Below are 16,132 nucleotides of genomic sequence, written 5' to 3'. Positions count from 1 at the left end.
TTGGCTGCTTTATGAAGTTACAAGATAATTTTATATAGTATTTTTAAAAAAGCAAGTAAATTATGCGTAAAAACCCTTATGAAAAATAATGAAAATTACTCGACCTCATGATGGGTTGCAGCACGGTCCGTTTTGTACACGACTTCACCGTTCACAATGGTCATAATCGGCTTCGATAAGTAGTCGAGCGGGAAGTGACTCCAAAGCACCAAATCGGCATCTTTTCCGACTTCGAGAGAGCCGATTCGGTCGGCGACACCTAGTGATTCAGCCGGATTGATGGTGATTCCGCGTAACGCGATGTCGACAGGCAGTCCTTCACGTGCTGCAAGTCCGGCGCACAAGTTCAAATATTGGACCGGTGTGTACGGATGGTCGGTCGTGATGGAGACGATCATGCCGTGCTCATGGAGAATGCGATACGTCTCCCACGTCTTGTTCTGAAGCTCGATTTTAGATTTTCGAGTAAACGTCGGTCCGACGGTGACATGTTTCACACCGAGTTCTTGTAATTTTTCAACGACGAGATGACCTTCTGTACAATGCTCGATGCGATAGTCGAGATCGAACTCTTGGGCAAAGCGAACGACAGATAAAATGTCATCGGCGCGGTGGGCATGCACACGAATCGGCATCTCTCGGTCGAGGGCAAGTTGAATCATCTGGCTGCCGAACGTTCCGATCGTTTTGGTCGACCCGACGGTACGGAACGCTTCACGAAGCAACCCCATAATCCCCATCCGCGTCAAATCACCGGTTTTCCCCATACTATGAATCCGTTTCGGGTTTTCGCCGAGCGCCATCTTCAATCCGGCATAACGACGGACGATCATGTCGTCAATATAGCGACCGTGTGTTTTGATGACACTGGTCACACCACCGATGACGTTCATACTTCCTGGCATGACCTGAACGGCGGTTACGCCTGCCATCAGCGCTTCTTGAAATCCTTCGTCAAGCGGGTATACCCCGTCAATCGCACGAGCATGAGGCGTCATCGCTTCGACCGTTTCATTGGCGTCGTTCCCGACAGAGCCGGTTCCTTCGTCATATAATCCGAGGTGGGTGTGAGCATCGATGAAGCCGGGGAATAAAAAGTTTCCTTCGGCTTCAATGACATGCTCCCCGTCAGTCGGTTCAAGCAAATCGGACATTTCGACGATTTTCCCGTCCCGAACACGGAGGTCTCCGTAAAAATGGGGGGCAGTGATTGGGTAAATATGGGCATTTCGGATTAGTAAGTGACTCACAATTCATTCTCCTTAAGCATCTTGTAGTAGTTGTGTTAGAGCCGGTTCCAATGTTTCATAGCGGAACTCGAAACCGTGTTGAAGTGCCTTCGTCGGAACGACTTTCGCTCCTTCTAGGACGATGACGCTCTTTTCACCGAGGACGAGTTCCATCATTGGGGCAGGTGCCGGGATCCAGTGAGGACGGTGCATCACGTTCGCAATCGTCTTCCCGAACTCGTTCATCGTCACCGGTGTAGGTGCAGTACCGTTGACCGGTCCTTCGATAGAATCGGTCTCGATGACGTGCACGAACAAGCGGACGAGGTCGTCTAAATGAATCCAAGGAACCCATTGCTCGCCTGAACCAATTTTACCACCGACCCCGAATTGATAGGGGAGTTTCATTAAAGGGAAGGCACCGCCATCATTCGATAAGACGACGCCGGTGCGCATCGTCACAAGACGAACGCCTAAATCACGAATGGGTTCTGCTTCCTGTTCCCAGAGGACGCAGACATTCCCGAGGAAATTAGTCCGTGTCGGTAATGGGGTTTCTTCGGAATACGTAATGGAACGATCTTCACCGTATATGCCGATGGCCGAGCCGCTAATGACGACCTGTGGCTTTTGTTTCAACTGTTGAATGATCCGGACGACTTCCTTCGTCCCTTCGATTCGACTTTGAAGGATGGCTTGTTTCTGTTTGTGGGTCCATCGTCCGTCGTTGATTGAGGCGCCGGCCAAATGGATGAACGCATCTGTTCCCTCGAGTTCCTCTTCTGGTTTACTATTCGGTGTCAACCATTCGATAAACGACACACCGCGATGGCGGGGACGTGGATGACGTGTCAACACGACGACTTGATGTCCGGCGTCGGCCAGTGCACGAACGAGTGGTTGACCGATGAGCCCGGTTCCACCGGTGATTGCGATTTTCATGAAATTCCCTCCGATATCATGTGTTGTTTCTAAAATGGGTATAAGTCAGTATATCCAGATGAATACCCTTTCTTCTAACTTATCAAAAATCCTCTACGTTTCTTGAACGTGATATGTTAGAAACATGGAATGGAGGGGAGTCGTTGTGAAAATTGCAAAGTTCACGACCCAGAAGAAGAACCAAGACCGACTGAACGTCTTCATCGAACGGGAAGGGAAAGAGGAGTTCGCGTTCGCTATCGATGTCGATGTGTTCATCAAGTATGGGCTCACAAAAGGGATGGAGCTCGAAGACGATTTTGTGCAAGACGTCCTTGAGGCGGAAGAAATTCAGAAAGCCTATAAGTTAGCCATCAATTATTTATCGTATCGAATGCGTGCCATCTCAGAGGTACGGGACTATCTCGTGAAGAAAGAGTTAAGTGAATCCGCTATCAAACATGCCATCACACGACTGATCGAGCAGCGCTATTTGAACGATGAGGAGTTCGCGAAAGCGTATGTCCAGACGAAATTCAACACGAGTCCAAGTGGGCCGATCAAAATCAAACGCGAGCTCGAACAGCTCCGAATCCCAACGGACGTTGTTGAATCCGTATTAGAATCAATCTCACACGAAGATCTCGTCGAGAAGGCCGGAAAGTTCGTGAAAAGGAAACAACTGGAAACGAATCGTCGTTCTGCCACAGAAGTGCAACAAAGAATTCAACAAACCCTGATGCAAAGGGGGTTTACCTTTGATATTATTTCAGAGGCGATTCAAACTTTTTGGGAAGAAGAGGACGAAGATGTCGAGGTTGCGGCATGTCTGAAACAGGCTGAGAAGTTGAGTCGGAAGTTCAGCGGGTACGATGCGTTCGAGCGCAAACAGCGTATGAAGATGCAGCTTCGACGCAAAGGATTTCCGTATGATGTGATTGAACGTACGTTAGATCGACTCGCTGAAGAAGAATCGTGATGGGACATCTGTTTACGGTAGGGGAAAACACGAAAAGGTGGGTCTATATTGACGATTTTAGAATGGATTACAGCACTGACACCGATTGTGGCCGTGCTCATCTTATTGGTCATTATGCGTTTACCTGCATCGGTAGCCATGCCCTTGTCACTCGTGACGACGGCAATTTTAGCGTTTTTCGTCTGGCAATTGGATGCGACACGAATTATGGCGGCGATATTACAAGGACTCGTCATCGCCGTCACGACAGTATGGATTGTCTACGGGGCGATCGGAATGATGAATACGATGAAAGAAGGGGGCGGGATGAACGCGATTCGCTCCGGATTCGTCAACATCACACCTGACCCGCGTATTCAAGTTTTGATTGTCGGATGGTTATTCGTTTCATTTATTGAAGGCGCATCTGGATTCGGGACGCCTGCAACGGTTGCAGCACCGCTCTTGATCGCACTCGGATTTCCGCCGATTGCCGCCGTTGTCATTGCATTATCCGCAGACGTGTCGGCTGTGACATTTGGTGCGGTCGGGACACCGGCACTTATCGGGATCGGGAACGGTCTATCTTTAGATGTGAACCAGCCTGAGTCGATTGCCTTCTTGACAGAGGTCGTCTTACAGACGGTGTTGATCGATATGGTAGTCGGACTATTCATCCCGTTCATTTTAATTTTGATGTTGACGCGTTTCTTCAGTAAGGAAAAGTCGATAAAACCTGCACTCGAGGTATTTCCGATCGCGATTGTGGCGGCGCTGTTGTACAGCGTACCGGCGTACATTTGGACACTCATCCTCGGGTTTGAGTTCGGTGGCATGCTCGGTGGTTTAACCGGTCTCGTCATCCTCGTTGCTATGGCTCGTAAAGGCATTCTCATGCCGAAACGTGTCTGGACGTTTGATGGATATGTGGATGAATTAGAACCATCTACTGAGAAAGTGACGCTCAAATCAACCACGCGTGAATTACCACAGTGGAAGGCGTGGGCACCTTATCTCATTTTGACGATTTTCTTAGTTCTCACCCGTACCGTACCATTTTTAAACGAACTCTCTCGCAGTGTCCGGATCAATCTCCCGAACATCCTCGGGGTAGAAGGAGTTTCGACGTCTTGGGAACCGTTCTATTCACCAGGTTTCATGTTCATTCTGACGATTATTGCGACATTCTTCTTACACAACATGAGTTGGTCACAAGTGACATCGGTGTTTAAGGCGACGACACTTGGAGTCGTCGGAACGGCCATCACGTTAGCGGCGTCGGTTCCGATGGTCCGCATATTCATCCATTCTGAAAATGGGGGTGCCGGACTCGCTTCGATGCCGGTCGAACTCGCGACGGCAGCTGCTGACACGTTCGGCGGGGTTTGGCCGCTTGTCGCACCGTGGATTGGGGCGCTCGGCGCCTTCGTGTCAGGGTCGGCGACCTTCTCGAACATGATGTTTTCAAGTTTAACGACAAACGTTGCGGAGTCGGTTGGACTCAATGAAACGCTCGCTTTATCGATGCAGATGGCAGGGGCGAACGCAGGGAACATGATCTGTGTGCTGAACGTCGTAGCGGTCGCATCGGTTGCTGGATTACTCGGCAAGGAAGGGACCATCATCCGTTACACGCTCATGCCGATGATTTATTACGTGACGGCCACAGGGGTCATTGGTCTCATTTTAGGCATGTTTTTCTTAAACTAAATCAAGTTACAATTTTTTTACAGAATAATGTTGACAATTTTCAGAACAGTTTGCTAAGGTTTGAGTAGATTTTAAAACTATGAAACGAGAGGAGCCAGAACGATGAACAACATTGCACTCACAAACACACTCAAAACATCATATGGCTACTCATATTTAACTGCGTGACATTGGCAGCTGGATAGGGGTAGTGTCCTTTCCCTGACCATGCAAAAGACTGAAGACTACTTCAAGCGCGCTTCATTTGATTGGTTGCACAATCAGGTGGAGTGCGCTTTTTTGCGTGTTCGGATGGATTGGGCGGAAGGGGGAAATCAGTCATGAAACTGATTAAGCAATTGGATTGGTTTATTAAAAGACAGAAACGAACGTACGTGATTGCGATTATCTTATTGATCATCACAGGGGTTGTAGATATGCTGCCACCTTGGATTATCGGTCAGGCAATCGATGCGATTCGTGAAGGAAGTTTGACGACAGAGCGATTGATTCTGATTGTATCGTCGCTACTCGGCATCATGGTGTTATCGTACGTGATGTCATACTTGTGGATTGCCCGACTCTTCGGGACAGCCTTTTTACTTGAAAAGAAATTGAGAGGTCGCTTCTTTGGTCACCTTCTCAAACAAACACCGCGCTTCTATCAACAACATCGTACGGGTGACTTGATGGCACTTGCGACGAATGACTTAAAAGCGGTGGAGCGTACAGCGGGATTTGGGGTCATGACATTAGTCGACTCGTTCAACATGACGCTCATCGCCTTGACGATTATGGGCGTGTTTATCGATTGGAAGTTGACGCTCGCAGCACTCTTGCCGATGCCGATTCTCGCGTGGTCGATGAATAAACTTGGGAGTCAAATTCATACACGGTTCACGGCAGCCCAAGATTCGTTCGGCGTGATGAACGACCAAGTCGTTGAATCCATCTCCGGTCTTCGGGTCGTTCGTTCCTTCGTTCAAGAAGAGGCGGATACGAAAAAGTTTGACGACATCACGGATGACGTGATGGCGAAAAACATGCATGTCGCTAAAATCGACGTCTTGTTTGAGCCGGTCATCAAATTACTCGTCGGACTCAGTTATTTGATCGGACTCTCGTTCGGGACGTATCTCGTCTTTACGAACGACATCACGCTCGGTCAACTCGTTTCCTTCAACATTTATTTAGGGATGTTGATTTGGCCGATGTATGCCTTCGGGGAACTCATCAACGTCGTCCAACGAGGAACGGCGAGCTTGGAACGGATTGAGACGACGATGAATGAGGTACCGGACGTTTCATCAACCGGAACGGTTCACATCGATGTACCGGAGAAGATCACCTTCAAATCGCTTTCATTCCGTTATCCAAACGCGAATCGGGAGTCGTTAGAGGACATCGTCCTGCACGTCTCGCGTGGTGAGACGATTGGAATTGTCGGACCGACTGGAGCTGGGAAGACGACGTTGTTACGTCAATTGCTCCGGGAGTATCCGATTGACGATTCCCTTCTCGTGAACGGGGTGCCAATCTCGGACATTAAACTTGAAACGGTCCGTGGCTGGAGCGGCTATGTGTCACAAGAGCATCTCTTATTCTCAAAAACGGTGCGTGATAACATTCGTTTCGGAGTGGATGATGTTTCGGATGAAGCACTCGACAGAGCCATTCATCTCGCGGCGTTCGATACAGACATCGAACACTTGGAGAACGGTCTCGATACCGTCGTTGGGGAGCAAGGGGTCATGCTGTCAGGTGGACAAAAGCAACGATTGTCGATTGCACGCGCCTTACTGAAAAATCCTGAGATTCTGCTTCTTGACGATTCGCTCTCAGCAGTCGATGCGAAGACGGAATCACGCATAATCGATTCGGTCCGCACGAGCCGTGAGGCGAAGACGACCTTTATCGTGGCGCACCGTCTTTCTGCGGTGGCACATGCTGACCAAATTCTCGTCCTTCAAGATGGACGAGTTACCGAGCGCGGCACCCACGACCAACTGATGGAACGACACGGTTGGTACTATGAACAATTTATTCGACAAGGAGAGACGGAGTAATCCGGGAAAGGGGGAATCTCTCATGATCGATCAATATGAATTAGATCCGGTCCGCCGGAAGAAAACGATCCGCTCACTCGTTGGTTATGCCAAGCAAGTGAAGCGCTCCATCTTCCTCGGACTGACATTACTCTTTTTAGCGGTCGGTGCAGAACTTGCCGGGCCGTATATCGCCAAAATCATTATCGATGAGCATATCGTCGCCATCGAACGTGACTGGGTTCAAGTCGAATCCGGCGGTAGTGTTTCCTTTAATGGAGATTCGTATGAGAAAGAAACGAGACTAGATGGCCAAGAGGTGATTCAGCCGGTCTCGATCGTACAAACGACCGATGGGTACTATCTCGTACCTGAGGCGATTATGAGCGGAGGCGTCCGTGAAGTCGATGGCGACGTGCTGACGATTTCAAGAGGGGACGAAACGGCGACATATGACAATATTGTCTCGCTCTCGTCGACCGACGTGTTCCAGTTTTATCAGACGGATTTACGAGCTGTCCTTCTCTTATCGGGATTGTACGTCGTCCTGTTACTATTTGCGGCCGGATTGAACTGGGGACAACAGATGCTCCTACAACGATCGGCGCATAAAATCGTCAAAACTATGCGTCTTGACGTGATGAAGCATCTTCAAACGATTCCGGTACGCTATTTTGACCAGACACCAATCGGGAAGATTGTCAGTCGTGTCACGAATGACACAGAGACGATACGCGACCTGTATTTAGGAGTGCTCGCTCGCGTCTTCCAAAGTGTCGTCATGATGATCGGGGTACTCATTGCGATGTTCTTCCTAGACGTGCGTCTAGGGCTCGTCTCGCTCATTATCATCCCGGTCGTCATCGTCTGGATTAAGTTGTTCCAACGTTTCTCGACAAAAAATAACTTCCGTGTCCGCGCACTCGTCGCGGATATGAACGCGCAGTTGAATGAGAGCATTCAAACGATGCCAATCATTCAATCATACGTCCGCGAAAATCTCGTTTATGACGAGTTCAATGAGAAGAACAGCGACAACTTCCAAACGAGACGGAAACTGTTGAAATTGGATGCGTTGATGAGCCACAACCTCGTCAACTTCTTCCGAAACATGGCGCTCGCCTTACTCATCTGGTTTGTCGGGGCCCAAACGCTCGGTACGGGAAGTGTCCTGACACTTGGGATTCTGTACGCGTATATCGACTATGTCTCGCGGATCTTTGAGCCAGTGACACAAATCATGAACCAATTGTCACCACTCCAACAAGCGCTCGTCTCGGCCGACCGGATGTTCCAACTGCTCGACGAAAAAGGGGAACCGGTCTCATCGGAACGTCTTCCACGCTTTAAAGGGGATGTCGTCTTTGATGATGTCACGTTCAGTTATGAAGCAGGGAAACCGGTGTTGCAACAGATTGAACTACACGCCGCTCCTGGTGAAACGGTCGCACTCGTTGGACATACGGGAAGCGGGAAGAGTTCAATCATGAACTTGCTCATGCGTTTCTATGACCCATCCGCCGGAGTCCTCCGAATCGATGGCATGGACGTGACAAAACTACCGACGCAGGCGGTACGAGACCATCTCGGGATCGTCTTACAAGACCCGTTCCTATTCACTGGAACGATTCGCACGAACGTCACGCTTGGCGATGAGACGATTACGGACGAACAGGTATGGAAAGCACTCACAGCCGTCGGGGCAGACCGTTTCGTGAAGCAGCTACCGCAAGGCATCGATGAACCGGTGATTGAGCGTGGAGCTTCACTCTCGAGTGGAGAACGACAGTTGATCAGTTTCGCACGCGCCCTCGTCTTTGACCCGGCCATCCTCGTCCTCGATGAAGCGACAGCGAGCGTCGACTCGGAGACGGAGGCATTGATTCAGGATGCGCTCAAAACACTCACGTACGGTCGGACGACATTTGTCATCGCGCACCGACTTTCAACGATTCGGGAAGCGGACCAGATTCTCGTTCTCGACCACGGTCGAATCATTGAGCGAGGCAACCACCAGTCACTCATCGAGTATGGCGGTGTCTATGCCCGAATGCATGAATTACAGAGTAAACAACAAGCGATCAGTTAAGGAGGTCACATGGAAATCAAGGGGAAATATAACCGCGCCAAAGTGTTCAACGAACGAATCGATGATATGACGCGGAATCAAATTGAAACATTGCTCGACCAACCGTTCACACAAGGGGCATCGATTCGGATCATGCCGGACATGCATGCGGGGAAAGGGTCGGTCGTTGGAACGACGATGACGATTCAAGACAAAGTCGTGCCAAACCTGGTCGGTGTCGATTTAGGGTGTGGGATGCTTTGTACGGAAATCAAAGCCAAGCGAATCGATTTTCAACGACTCGATGACCTCATTCGTGAACTCGTACCGAGTGGAATGAACATTCGGGAGAAGGTTCACCCATACGCATCTGAACTTCCACTAGAAGAGGTGCGAGCGCCGTATAAACTCGACCGAGCCTTGCGCTCGGTCGGGTCGCTCGGCTCGGGGAACCACTTTATTGAAGTGAACCGAGATGACTCGGGACGTACGTTTCTCGTCATTCATTCCGGTTCGCGCCATCTTGGGGTGCAGATTGCCGATCACTATCAGGAGCGAGCGATTCAACACATGATGGAAACACATGATGTAAAAGAAGAAATTGAGCGTTTGAAAGCCTTAGGTCGACAACACGAAATCTCGGCTTATCTGGAAACAGAGCGGGCGTCACGTAAACCATTTCGAGACCTGGCTTATGTGGAGGGGACGGATATGGACGATTACATGCATGACGTGCGCATCGCTCAACAATATGCGGCGGCGAACCGTCGTGCGATGACGGATGTGATTGTCGAAGCGATGAATTGGAACATCGTCGATCAATTCGACACCGTCCATAACTATATCGATCATGATGCGATGATCCTGCGAAAAGGGGCCATCTCCGCTCAAGAAGGAGAGCGAGTCATCATTCCGATGAACATGCGAGACGGTTCGCTCATCTGTACGGGGAAAGGGAATCCAGACTGGAACTTCTCGGGTCCACATGGCGCAGGTCGGATCATGTCTCGGTCGGCCGCGCGGAAACGCGTCGATTTCAAAGAATTCAAACGTTCGATGGAAGGTGTCTGGTCGACATCAGTTCGCCCATCGACAATCGATGAATCACCATTTGTGTATAAGTCGATGAAAGAAATTGTTCGTTATATCGAACCGGCCGTTCAAATCGATCAAATCATCAAGCCACTTTACAACTTCAAGGCGAACTGAGTCACGTACTCAGTCTCGTCTTTTTCTTTTTTCGTAAAATCTGATACGCTTACATCGAGGTGAACGATATGGAAAAGCGGTTAAGTGACTTATCGAAATATGAGTTAGAGCAAGAGATTCAAGCATTACATGAACGGAAACGAAAGGCTGAACAGATGGGCATGGTCAGCGAAATTGAAGTCGTCCTTCGACGGATTGCGATTGCCGAAAGCTATTTGATTGACCCATCATCGTTTCGTCCAGGTGAAACATATGTCGTCAATTACAATGACCGTCCGTTTCGCTTGAAATTCGTCAACGGCGTCATGGGCTGGGGGACGTTTGAAGGTGAGATGACAGAACGGGCCATCCCGCTCTCAGAATTGTCGGAGGTGAAACGATGAACCGGAACGAACAATATGAACGGCTCGCGGTCATTTTAAAAGAGAAGAATGACGTCTTGAACGATTCAGAAGCGGTGACGTGGGTCGAAGTGTTATGGGAAGATTTTGAGACCTCACTTGCCAAGGCGGGCGAACCGTATCCGGGAGAGGCAAAGGCTTTCCAATACGTCATTCAACAGATTGATGCATATGGGGCACAGCTCCATTTGTTCCAAACGAAAAACGAAAAGTTCAAGCATTTGATGTCTGAACGGAACTTACACTGAGTCACGTCCTTGGGGCGTGATTTTTTTATTGCAATTCGTCAACAATTCGTTATAATGAAGGTCGCTAATAGTTTGTTTTAAAGTATAGTATAGATAAACTTTCTTTAGTTGAACTCATGTTTCACTAAACACGAAGGAGGCGTTCAGTCGTTGGAAGTAGGTCAAAACATTAAGCGGCTCCGAATCAAAAAAGGATTGACCCAAGAGGAGCTGGCGGAACGTACCGATTTGAGTAAAGGATATATTTCTCAAATCGAGCGGGATTTAAGCTCTCCCTCACTAGAAACGTTATTTGATTTATTGAATGTCCTCGGGAGTTCCCCGAAAGAGTTTTTCGATGAAGACTTGAATCAAAAAGTGGTGTATACCGTTGACGATCGCACCATCTATACGGATGAAGAACGTAAATATCGGACAGAATGGCTCATCCCGGAATCGAATGAAAAAGAGATGGAGCCCATCCTTGTCACATTTTTCAAACATGGAGAGTTCAAACAATATGAGCCTTCGCGTTCGGAGACGCTCGTATACGTCTTGTCCGGCAAAATCGCCTTGAAATTAGGGAACCACACATATTTTGCCAAGACAGGGGAAACCCTTTATTATGTCGCCTCGGATTCGCATCAACTCGTCAACGACAACGACGGGGAGAGCGAATGTCTCATCGTCGCGACCCATTCATATTTATAAGTCAACAGAGGAGGAAACAGCATGAATGCAGAGACAATTATTCGCTTTGACCACGTGTCAAAGCGTTACGACGACACAGTCGTCCTTGAAGATATCAGTTTTGAGATTGAGCGTGGGAAGTTTTATACGCTTCTCGGTCCATCGGGATGTGGGAAGACGACGATTTTGCGTCTCATCGCCGGATTTACCGATGCGACCGAAGGAGATATTCACTTCAGCGGGAAGCGGATCAACGATGTGCCCGCCAACAAACGACAAGTGAACACCGTGTTCCAAGATTATGCGCTGTTTCCTCATTTAAACGTATTTGAGAATGTCGCATTCGGCCTCCGCATTAAAAAATTGAAAGAAGCAGATGTGAAAGCGAAAGTGGAGCAGGCTCTCAAGTTTGTTAACTTAGAAGGATACGGCTCGCGCGAAATCGATGAGATGTCAGGTGGACAGCGTCAACGTGTCGCCATCGCCCGCGCAATCGTAAATGAGCCGGAGGTCATTCTCCTTGATGAACCGCTTTCTGCCTTAGACTTGAAACTTCGTACGGAGATGCAATATGAACTTCGTGAGTTACAGCAACGTCTTGGCATCACCTTCATTTTTGTCACACACGACCAAGAAGAGGCGCTCGCCATGTCGGATGAGATTTTCGTCATGAACAACGGGAAAATTGTTCAGAGTGGGACACCGACTGATATTTATGATGAACCGATCAACCGTTTCGTCGCAGACTTTATCGGTGAATCCAATATCGTGCCGGGTGTCATGCCGGAAGACAATGTCGTCACGTTTGCTGGTAAAACGTTTGACTGTGTCGACCAAGGATTTGACCGCAATGAAAAAGTTGAGGTCATCATTCGTCCGGAAGACTTAGAGATGACATCGGTCGATGCAGCGAAACTCGTTGTCGACGTCGATTCTCAATTGTTCCGAGGTGTCCACTACGAGATTTGCTGTTATGACCAAGAAGGAAACGAATGGCTCGTCCACTCGACGAAGAAATCAATCGTCGGATCAAAAATCGGATTGACGTTTGACGAAGAAGCGATTCACGTCATGCGACTAGGTGAAACAGAAGAAGAATTTGACCGTCGTCTCGAATCCTACGAGGAGGTCCCTCATGAATCAAACTAATCAGACCGCAAAGACGGTATATTTGACGACCTATTGGATTTGGATCGCCTTGTTCGTCATCGCACCACTCGTCCTCGTCGTCTATTATTCCTTTTTTGATATCGATGGGAATTTGAGTTTAGAAAACTATCAGACGTTCTTCACGTCGACGTATTTGTCGATGACGCTCTCGTCGTTCTGGTATGCGTTTCTCATTACGTTCTTCTCGTTACTCGTCGGGTATCCGACGGCATATTTGTTGACGAAGACGAAGCATAAACAGCTTTGGCTCTTGCTCATCTTGCTGCCGTCATGGATTAACTTGTTGTTAAAGGCGTATGCGTTCCTTGGTATTTTTGGAACGTACGGGATTACGAATCAATTTTTAGAAGCCATCGGTATTGGGACGAAACAGATTCTATTCACCGATTTCAGTTTCGTCTTTGTTTCTGTATACATCTTCATCCCGTTCATGATTTTGCCGATTTACAACGCCATTGAGAAGTTACCGCCATCACTCGTCTACGCATCCCGTGATTTAGGTGCATCGAACTGGACGACATTCCGACGTGTCATCTTCCCGTTGACGCTTGACGGTGTCAAATCGGGGATTCAAATCGTCTTTATTCCGGCATTATCGCTCTTCATGATCACCCGACTCATCGCCGGGAACCGAGTCATCACACTCGGTACAGCGATTGAACAACAATTCCTTGTCACGCAAAACTGGGGGATGGGCTCGACGATTGCCGTCTTCCTCATCTTGGCGATGGTTCTTGTCATGGTCGTCACACGTGACTGGGGTGCGAAAGGAGCGGTTCGTCGATGAAACGTAAACGATTCAAATTATCAAATCTATACTTGGCGGCCGTGTTCTTCATCTTGTATGCGCCAATTCTATATTTGGTCTTCTACTCGTTCAACAGTGGCGGAACGATGAGTAACTTCGAAGGGTTCACCCTCGAATGGTACAAGTCGCTCTTCACGGACACGAGACTTCTCGTCATCGTCTTGAATACGATCGTCATCGCGCTGCTCTCGGCGACGATTTCGACCGTGCTCGGTGTCATCGGGGCACTCGCCATCTATACGGCGAAACAAAAGTATACGAAGACGTCCCTCTTATCATTGAACAACGTCTTGATCGTGAGCCCGGACGTCATCATCGGGGCCTCCTTCTTGATCCTCTTCACGATGCTAGGGATTCAGTTAGGCTTTTATTCGGTTCTCTTGTCGCACATCGCCTTCTCGGTTCCGATTGTCGTCATCTTGGTGTTGCCAAAACTTCAAGAGATGAGTCCGACGTTGATTGATGCGTCACGTGACCTAGGTGCCAGCACGTGGGACGTATTGACGAAAGTCATTCTGCCATATATCACGCCAGGGGTATTTGCCGGTTTCTTCACGGCACTCACCTATTCGTTAGATGACTTTGCTGTCACATTCTTCGTGACAGGGAACGGCTTCACGACCCTCGCCGTAGAAGTCTATTCGCGGGCACGTCAAGGTATCTCGCTTGAAATCAATGCGTTGTCTGCGATTCTGTTCCTCTTCACGCTCATACTTGTCATCGGATATTATGTGTTGGCGCAACGAGGGTCAAAGGAGGTTAGACGATGAAAAAACTAGTCATCATGTTGGCTGTGCCATTGATTGTCAGCTTTGGTCTCCTTCTTTGGATTCAGCAACTGAATGCTGCGCAAGGATTCGGCGGCGACAACACACTGGTCGTCTACAACTGGGGAGATTATATCGATGAGGACTTGATCGGTGAGTTCGAAGAGCAGAGCGGGTTGAAGGTCGTTTATCAAACGTTCGACTCGAACGAAGCGATGCTTACGAAAATTGAGCAAGGCGGTACGGCCTTTGATGTCGCCGTTCCATCCGATTATGCGATCAGTAAGATGAGAGAGGAGAACCTCCTTCTTCCGATCGATTACGATAAACTCGAAAACTTTGATAACATCGATCCGCGTTTCCTCGATAAATCGTTCGACCCGGGTAACAAGTACTCGGTCCCTTATTTCTGGGGTACGGTCGGGATCGTCTACAATCCTGAACTAGTCGATGGTGAGATCACATCATGGAACGATCTTTGGGAAATGCCGCTCGAGAACGACATTCTCCTTGCGGACGGGACACGTGAAGTGATGGGCTTCGGCCTGAACTCGCTTGGGTACTCCCTCAACACGACGAATAAAGATGAGTTGATTGAGGCGGAAGAAAAGTTAACGACGCTTTGGCCGAACATCAAAGCGATTGTCGGAGACGAAATCAAAATGCTGATGGCGAACCGTGAAGCAGCGGCAGCCGTCGTCTGGTCCGGGGATGCGTCAGAAATCATGTATGAGAACGAAGAACTGACGTATGTCATTCCGGAAGAAGGCACGAATCTCTGGTTTGATAACCTCGTCATCCCAAGTACGGCAAAAAACGTGGACGGGGCACATCAGTTCATCGACTTTATGTTAGATGCTGAGATTGCGGCACGTAACACGGATTATGTCGGATACTCAACACCGAACGAAGCGGCTCTCGAATTCTTGGATGAAGAAGTCACATCGGATGAACGATTCTACCCGTCTCGTGAAGTGACACAGGACCTTGAAGTGTATGAAAACCTAGGGAAGCGCATGAACGCTTACTATAACGAATTGTATTTACGCTTTAAAATGCAGAGTAAATGACGAAACATCCCCGCGCTCATCTGAGTACGGGGATGTTTGTTTACTGCTTGATTGTCGATTTGATGTCTTCGATATGTTTCAAGGTGACAGTCGTGTCGACTTGTGTGAAGGAGTGTAAGATTTCGTACAGGCGGACTTGCTCATCGAGATCGAAAATAAAATCTTGGTAGGTGATCAGCTCTTTGATCCACTGTTGGCGATTGAGCACAGGGACCTCGGCAGATTCGATTTGTTTGAGCGTCGAACGATTGCTGAATACAATCCATGAGTGGAGATGGGTTCGGTCCACTCCAAGCACTTGCTCGATGGCTTTGAGATGTAATTCATTTTGTTTGATCGGATTGAAGAAACGATGCTTTTTACGGCGGGGGAGTGTCTGTGTCCAGTATCGGTCACGTGCCCGACCGAATATCCAACCGCTATAGTTTTTAGATTCGATGACATGTACCCCGGATTGGTTGATCAGAATGACATCGATCTCAGTGGTTCGATCTTTTTTAGAAGGATGGGGGAGATACAGGTTTGTCAAAATCAACGGTTGAAAGAACTTTGACTCAATCTCCGCCACACATAGATACTCTCCGAATAGACCGGTGTCTTGAACCACTTTGAAGTAAGAATGTCGAGTTTGTTGAGAATATTGACTGTTTTGATAACGTTTGACCTTATAGATGATGATGAGTGTGAGGACGAGAAATATGGGTGCGAATATGCTGATCAAGGTGACGAAAATACCTTCGAACAATTCTGTTAGTAGTGAAGCCATCAAATCCCTCCCTTTGTATCCACTATACAAGAAGCGAGATGATTCATATGTATATTTTTTACAATCGAGGATAATCGTTTTCTACATCATAAAGGACCCATCGAAATGGGTCCT

Annotated in this window: 15 protein-coding genes; 12 read left to right on the top strand and 3 right to left on the bottom strand. The window is 48.5% G+C overall.

The features are described from left to right. Positions 1-95: 95 nt before the first annotated feature. Positions 96-1,250, bottom strand: coding sequence for an amidohydrolase (locus KNO70_RS13090; protein WP_078146378.1), 1,155 nt, complete (start codon positions 1,248-1,250; stop codon positions 96-98). Positions 1,251-1,262: 12 nt separating this feature from the next. Continuing rightward, complete coding sequence (locus tag KNO70_RS13085; RefSeq protein ID WP_078146379.1) at positions 1,263-2,171, bottom strand: TIGR01777 family oxidoreductase; 909 nt, start codon at positions 2,169-2,171, stop codon at positions 1,263-1,265. Positions 2,172-2,316: 145 nt separating this feature from the next. Here KNO70_RS13085 and recX point away from each other — a divergent pair, with 145 nt between their 5' ends. The 12 genes from recX to KNO70_RS13025 all read left to right on the top strand — a co-directional run bounded on the left by recX (position 2,317) and on the right by KNO70_RS13025 (position 15,252). Then, positions 2,317-3,129 carry a recombination regulator RecX gene (gene recX, locus KNO70_RS13080; RefSeq protein WP_078146380.1) on the top strand — a complete coding sequence of 271 codons (813 nt, stop codon included), beginning with the start codon at positions 2,317-2,319 and terminating at the stop codon, positions 3,127-3,129. 48 nt (positions 3,130-3,177) lie between these two features. Beyond that, positions 3,178-4,818, top strand: a complete 1,641-nt coding sequence (locus tag KNO70_RS13075; RefSeq protein WP_214689239.1) for an L-lactate permease — start codon at positions 3,178-3,180, stop codon at positions 4,816-4,818. Positions 4,819-5,138: 320 nt separating this feature from the next. After that, positions 5,139-6,863: an ABC transporter ATP-binding protein gene (locus KNO70_RS13070; RefSeq protein ID WP_078146382.1), complete on the top strand. Its 1,725-nt coding sequence runs from the start codon at positions 5,139-5,141 to the stop codon at positions 6,861-6,863. Positions 6,864-6,885: 22 nt separating this feature from the next. Next, entirely contained in the window at positions 6,886-8,931 is a 2,046-nt protein-coding gene (locus KNO70_RS13065) for an ABC transporter ATP-binding protein (RefSeq protein ID WP_078146383.1), read from the top strand. A 9-nt stretch (positions 8,932-8,940) separates the two neighbouring features. Beyond that, positions 8,941-10,119, top strand: a complete 1,179-nt coding sequence (locus KNO70_RS13060) for an RtcB family protein (RefSeq protein WP_078146384.1) — start codon at positions 8,941-8,943, stop codon at positions 10,117-10,119. Between the two features lie 68 nt (positions 10,120-10,187). Continuing rightward, positions 10,188-10,502, top strand: a complete 315-nt coding sequence (locus KNO70_RS13055) for a YfhH family protein (RefSeq protein ID WP_015880882.1) — start codon at positions 10,188-10,190, stop codon at positions 10,500-10,502. After that, a complete protein-coding gene (locus KNO70_RS13050; RefSeq protein ID WP_078146385.1) occupies positions 10,499-10,768 on the top strand; it encodes a YfhJ family protein in 270 nt (89 codons plus the stop codon). The genes KNO70_RS13055 and KNO70_RS13050 overlap by 4 nt, the downstream gene beginning before the upstream one ends. A 150-nt stretch (positions 10,769-10,918) precedes the next feature. Beyond that, a complete protein-coding gene (locus KNO70_RS13045; protein WP_031421116.1) occupies positions 10,919-11,458 on the top strand; it encodes a helix-turn-helix domain-containing protein in 540 nt (179 codons plus the stop codon). A gap of 21 nt (positions 11,459-11,479) precedes the next feature. Beyond that, positions 11,480-12,586 (top strand): ABC transporter ATP-binding protein, encoded by a 1,107-nt coding sequence (locus tag KNO70_RS13040; protein WP_047795864.1) that lies wholly within the window; start codon positions 11,480-11,482, stop codon positions 12,584-12,586. Continuing rightward, positions 12,573-13,394, top strand: a complete 822-nt coding sequence (locus KNO70_RS13035; RefSeq protein ID WP_015880886.1) for an ABC transporter permease — start codon at positions 12,573-12,575, stop codon at positions 13,392-13,394. The genes KNO70_RS13040 and KNO70_RS13035 overlap by 14 nt, the downstream gene beginning before the upstream one ends. Further along, complete coding sequence (locus KNO70_RS13030; RefSeq protein WP_047795862.1) at positions 13,391-14,185, top strand: ABC transporter permease; 795 nt, start codon at positions 13,391-13,393, stop codon at positions 14,183-14,185. The genes KNO70_RS13035 and KNO70_RS13030 overlap by 4 nt, the downstream gene beginning before the upstream one ends. Further along, positions 14,182-15,252, top strand: coding sequence for an ABC transporter substrate-binding protein (locus KNO70_RS13025; protein ID WP_214689244.1), 1,071 nt, complete (start codon positions 14,182-14,184; stop codon positions 15,250-15,252). The genes KNO70_RS13030 and KNO70_RS13025 overlap by 4 nt, the downstream gene beginning before the upstream one ends. A 40-nt stretch (positions 15,253-15,292) precedes the next feature. On the opposite strand, the gene KNO70_RS13020 is transcribed toward KNO70_RS13025, so the two are convergent. Further along, positions 15,293-16,018: a nuclease-related domain-containing protein gene (locus KNO70_RS13020; protein WP_078146388.1), complete on the bottom strand. Its 726-nt coding sequence runs from the start codon at positions 16,016-16,018 to the stop codon at positions 15,293-15,295. Positions 16,019-16,132: the final 114 nt, after the last annotated feature.

The sequence above is a fragment of the Exiguobacterium sp. s181 genome (assembly GCF_018617125.1).
In the GTDB taxonomy this organism is placed as follows: Bacteria; Bacillota; Bacilli; order Exiguobacteriales; family Exiguobacteriaceae; genus Exiguobacterium; species Exiguobacterium profundum.
Note: the sequence above shows the minus strand (reverse complement) of the source record. Positions and strands in the feature narration are given on the sequence as shown.

Excerpts from the sequence above, each read along its gene's own strand:
- KNO70_RS13085 (WP_078146379.1), bottom strand. The coding sequence starts at position 2,171 with ATGAAAATCGCAATCACCGGTGGAACCGGGCTCATCGGTCAACCACTC.
- KNO70_RS13070 (WP_078146382.1), top strand. The coding sequence starts at position 5,139 with ATGAAACTGATTAAGCAATTGGATTGGTTTATTAAAAGACAGAAACGA.
- KNO70_RS13065 (WP_078146383.1), top strand. The coding sequence starts at position 6,886 with ATGATCGATCAATATGAATTAGATCCGGTCCGCCGGAAGAAAACGATC.
- KNO70_RS13060 (WP_078146384.1), top strand. The coding sequence starts at position 8,941 with ATGGAAATCAAGGGGAAATATAACCGCGCCAAAGTGTTCAACGAACGA.
- KNO70_RS13055 (WP_015880882.1), top strand. The coding sequence starts at position 10,188 with ATGGAAAAGCGGTTAAGTGACTTATCGAAATATGAGTTAGAGCAAGAG.
- KNO70_RS13050 (WP_078146385.1), top strand. The coding sequence starts at position 10,499 with ATGAACCGGAACGAACAATATGAACGGCTCGCGGTCATTTTAAAAGAG.
- KNO70_RS13040 (WP_047795864.1), top strand. The coding sequence starts at position 11,480 with ATGAATGCAGAGACAATTATTCGCTTTGACCACGTGTCAAAGCGTTAC.
- KNO70_RS13035 (WP_015880886.1), top strand. The coding sequence starts at position 12,573 with ATGAATCAAACTAATCAGACCGCAAAGACGGTATATTTGACGACCTAT.
- KNO70_RS13030 (WP_047795862.1), top strand. The coding sequence starts at position 13,391 with ATGAAACGTAAACGATTCAAATTATCAAATCTATACTTGGCGGCCGTG.
- KNO70_RS13025 (WP_214689244.1), top strand. The coding sequence starts at position 14,182 with ATGAAAAAACTAGTCATCATGTTGGCTGTGCCATTGATTGTCAGCTTT.
- KNO70_RS13020 (WP_078146388.1), bottom strand. The coding sequence starts at position 16,018 with ATGGCTTCACTACTAACAGAATTGTTCGAAGGTATTTTCGTCACCTTG.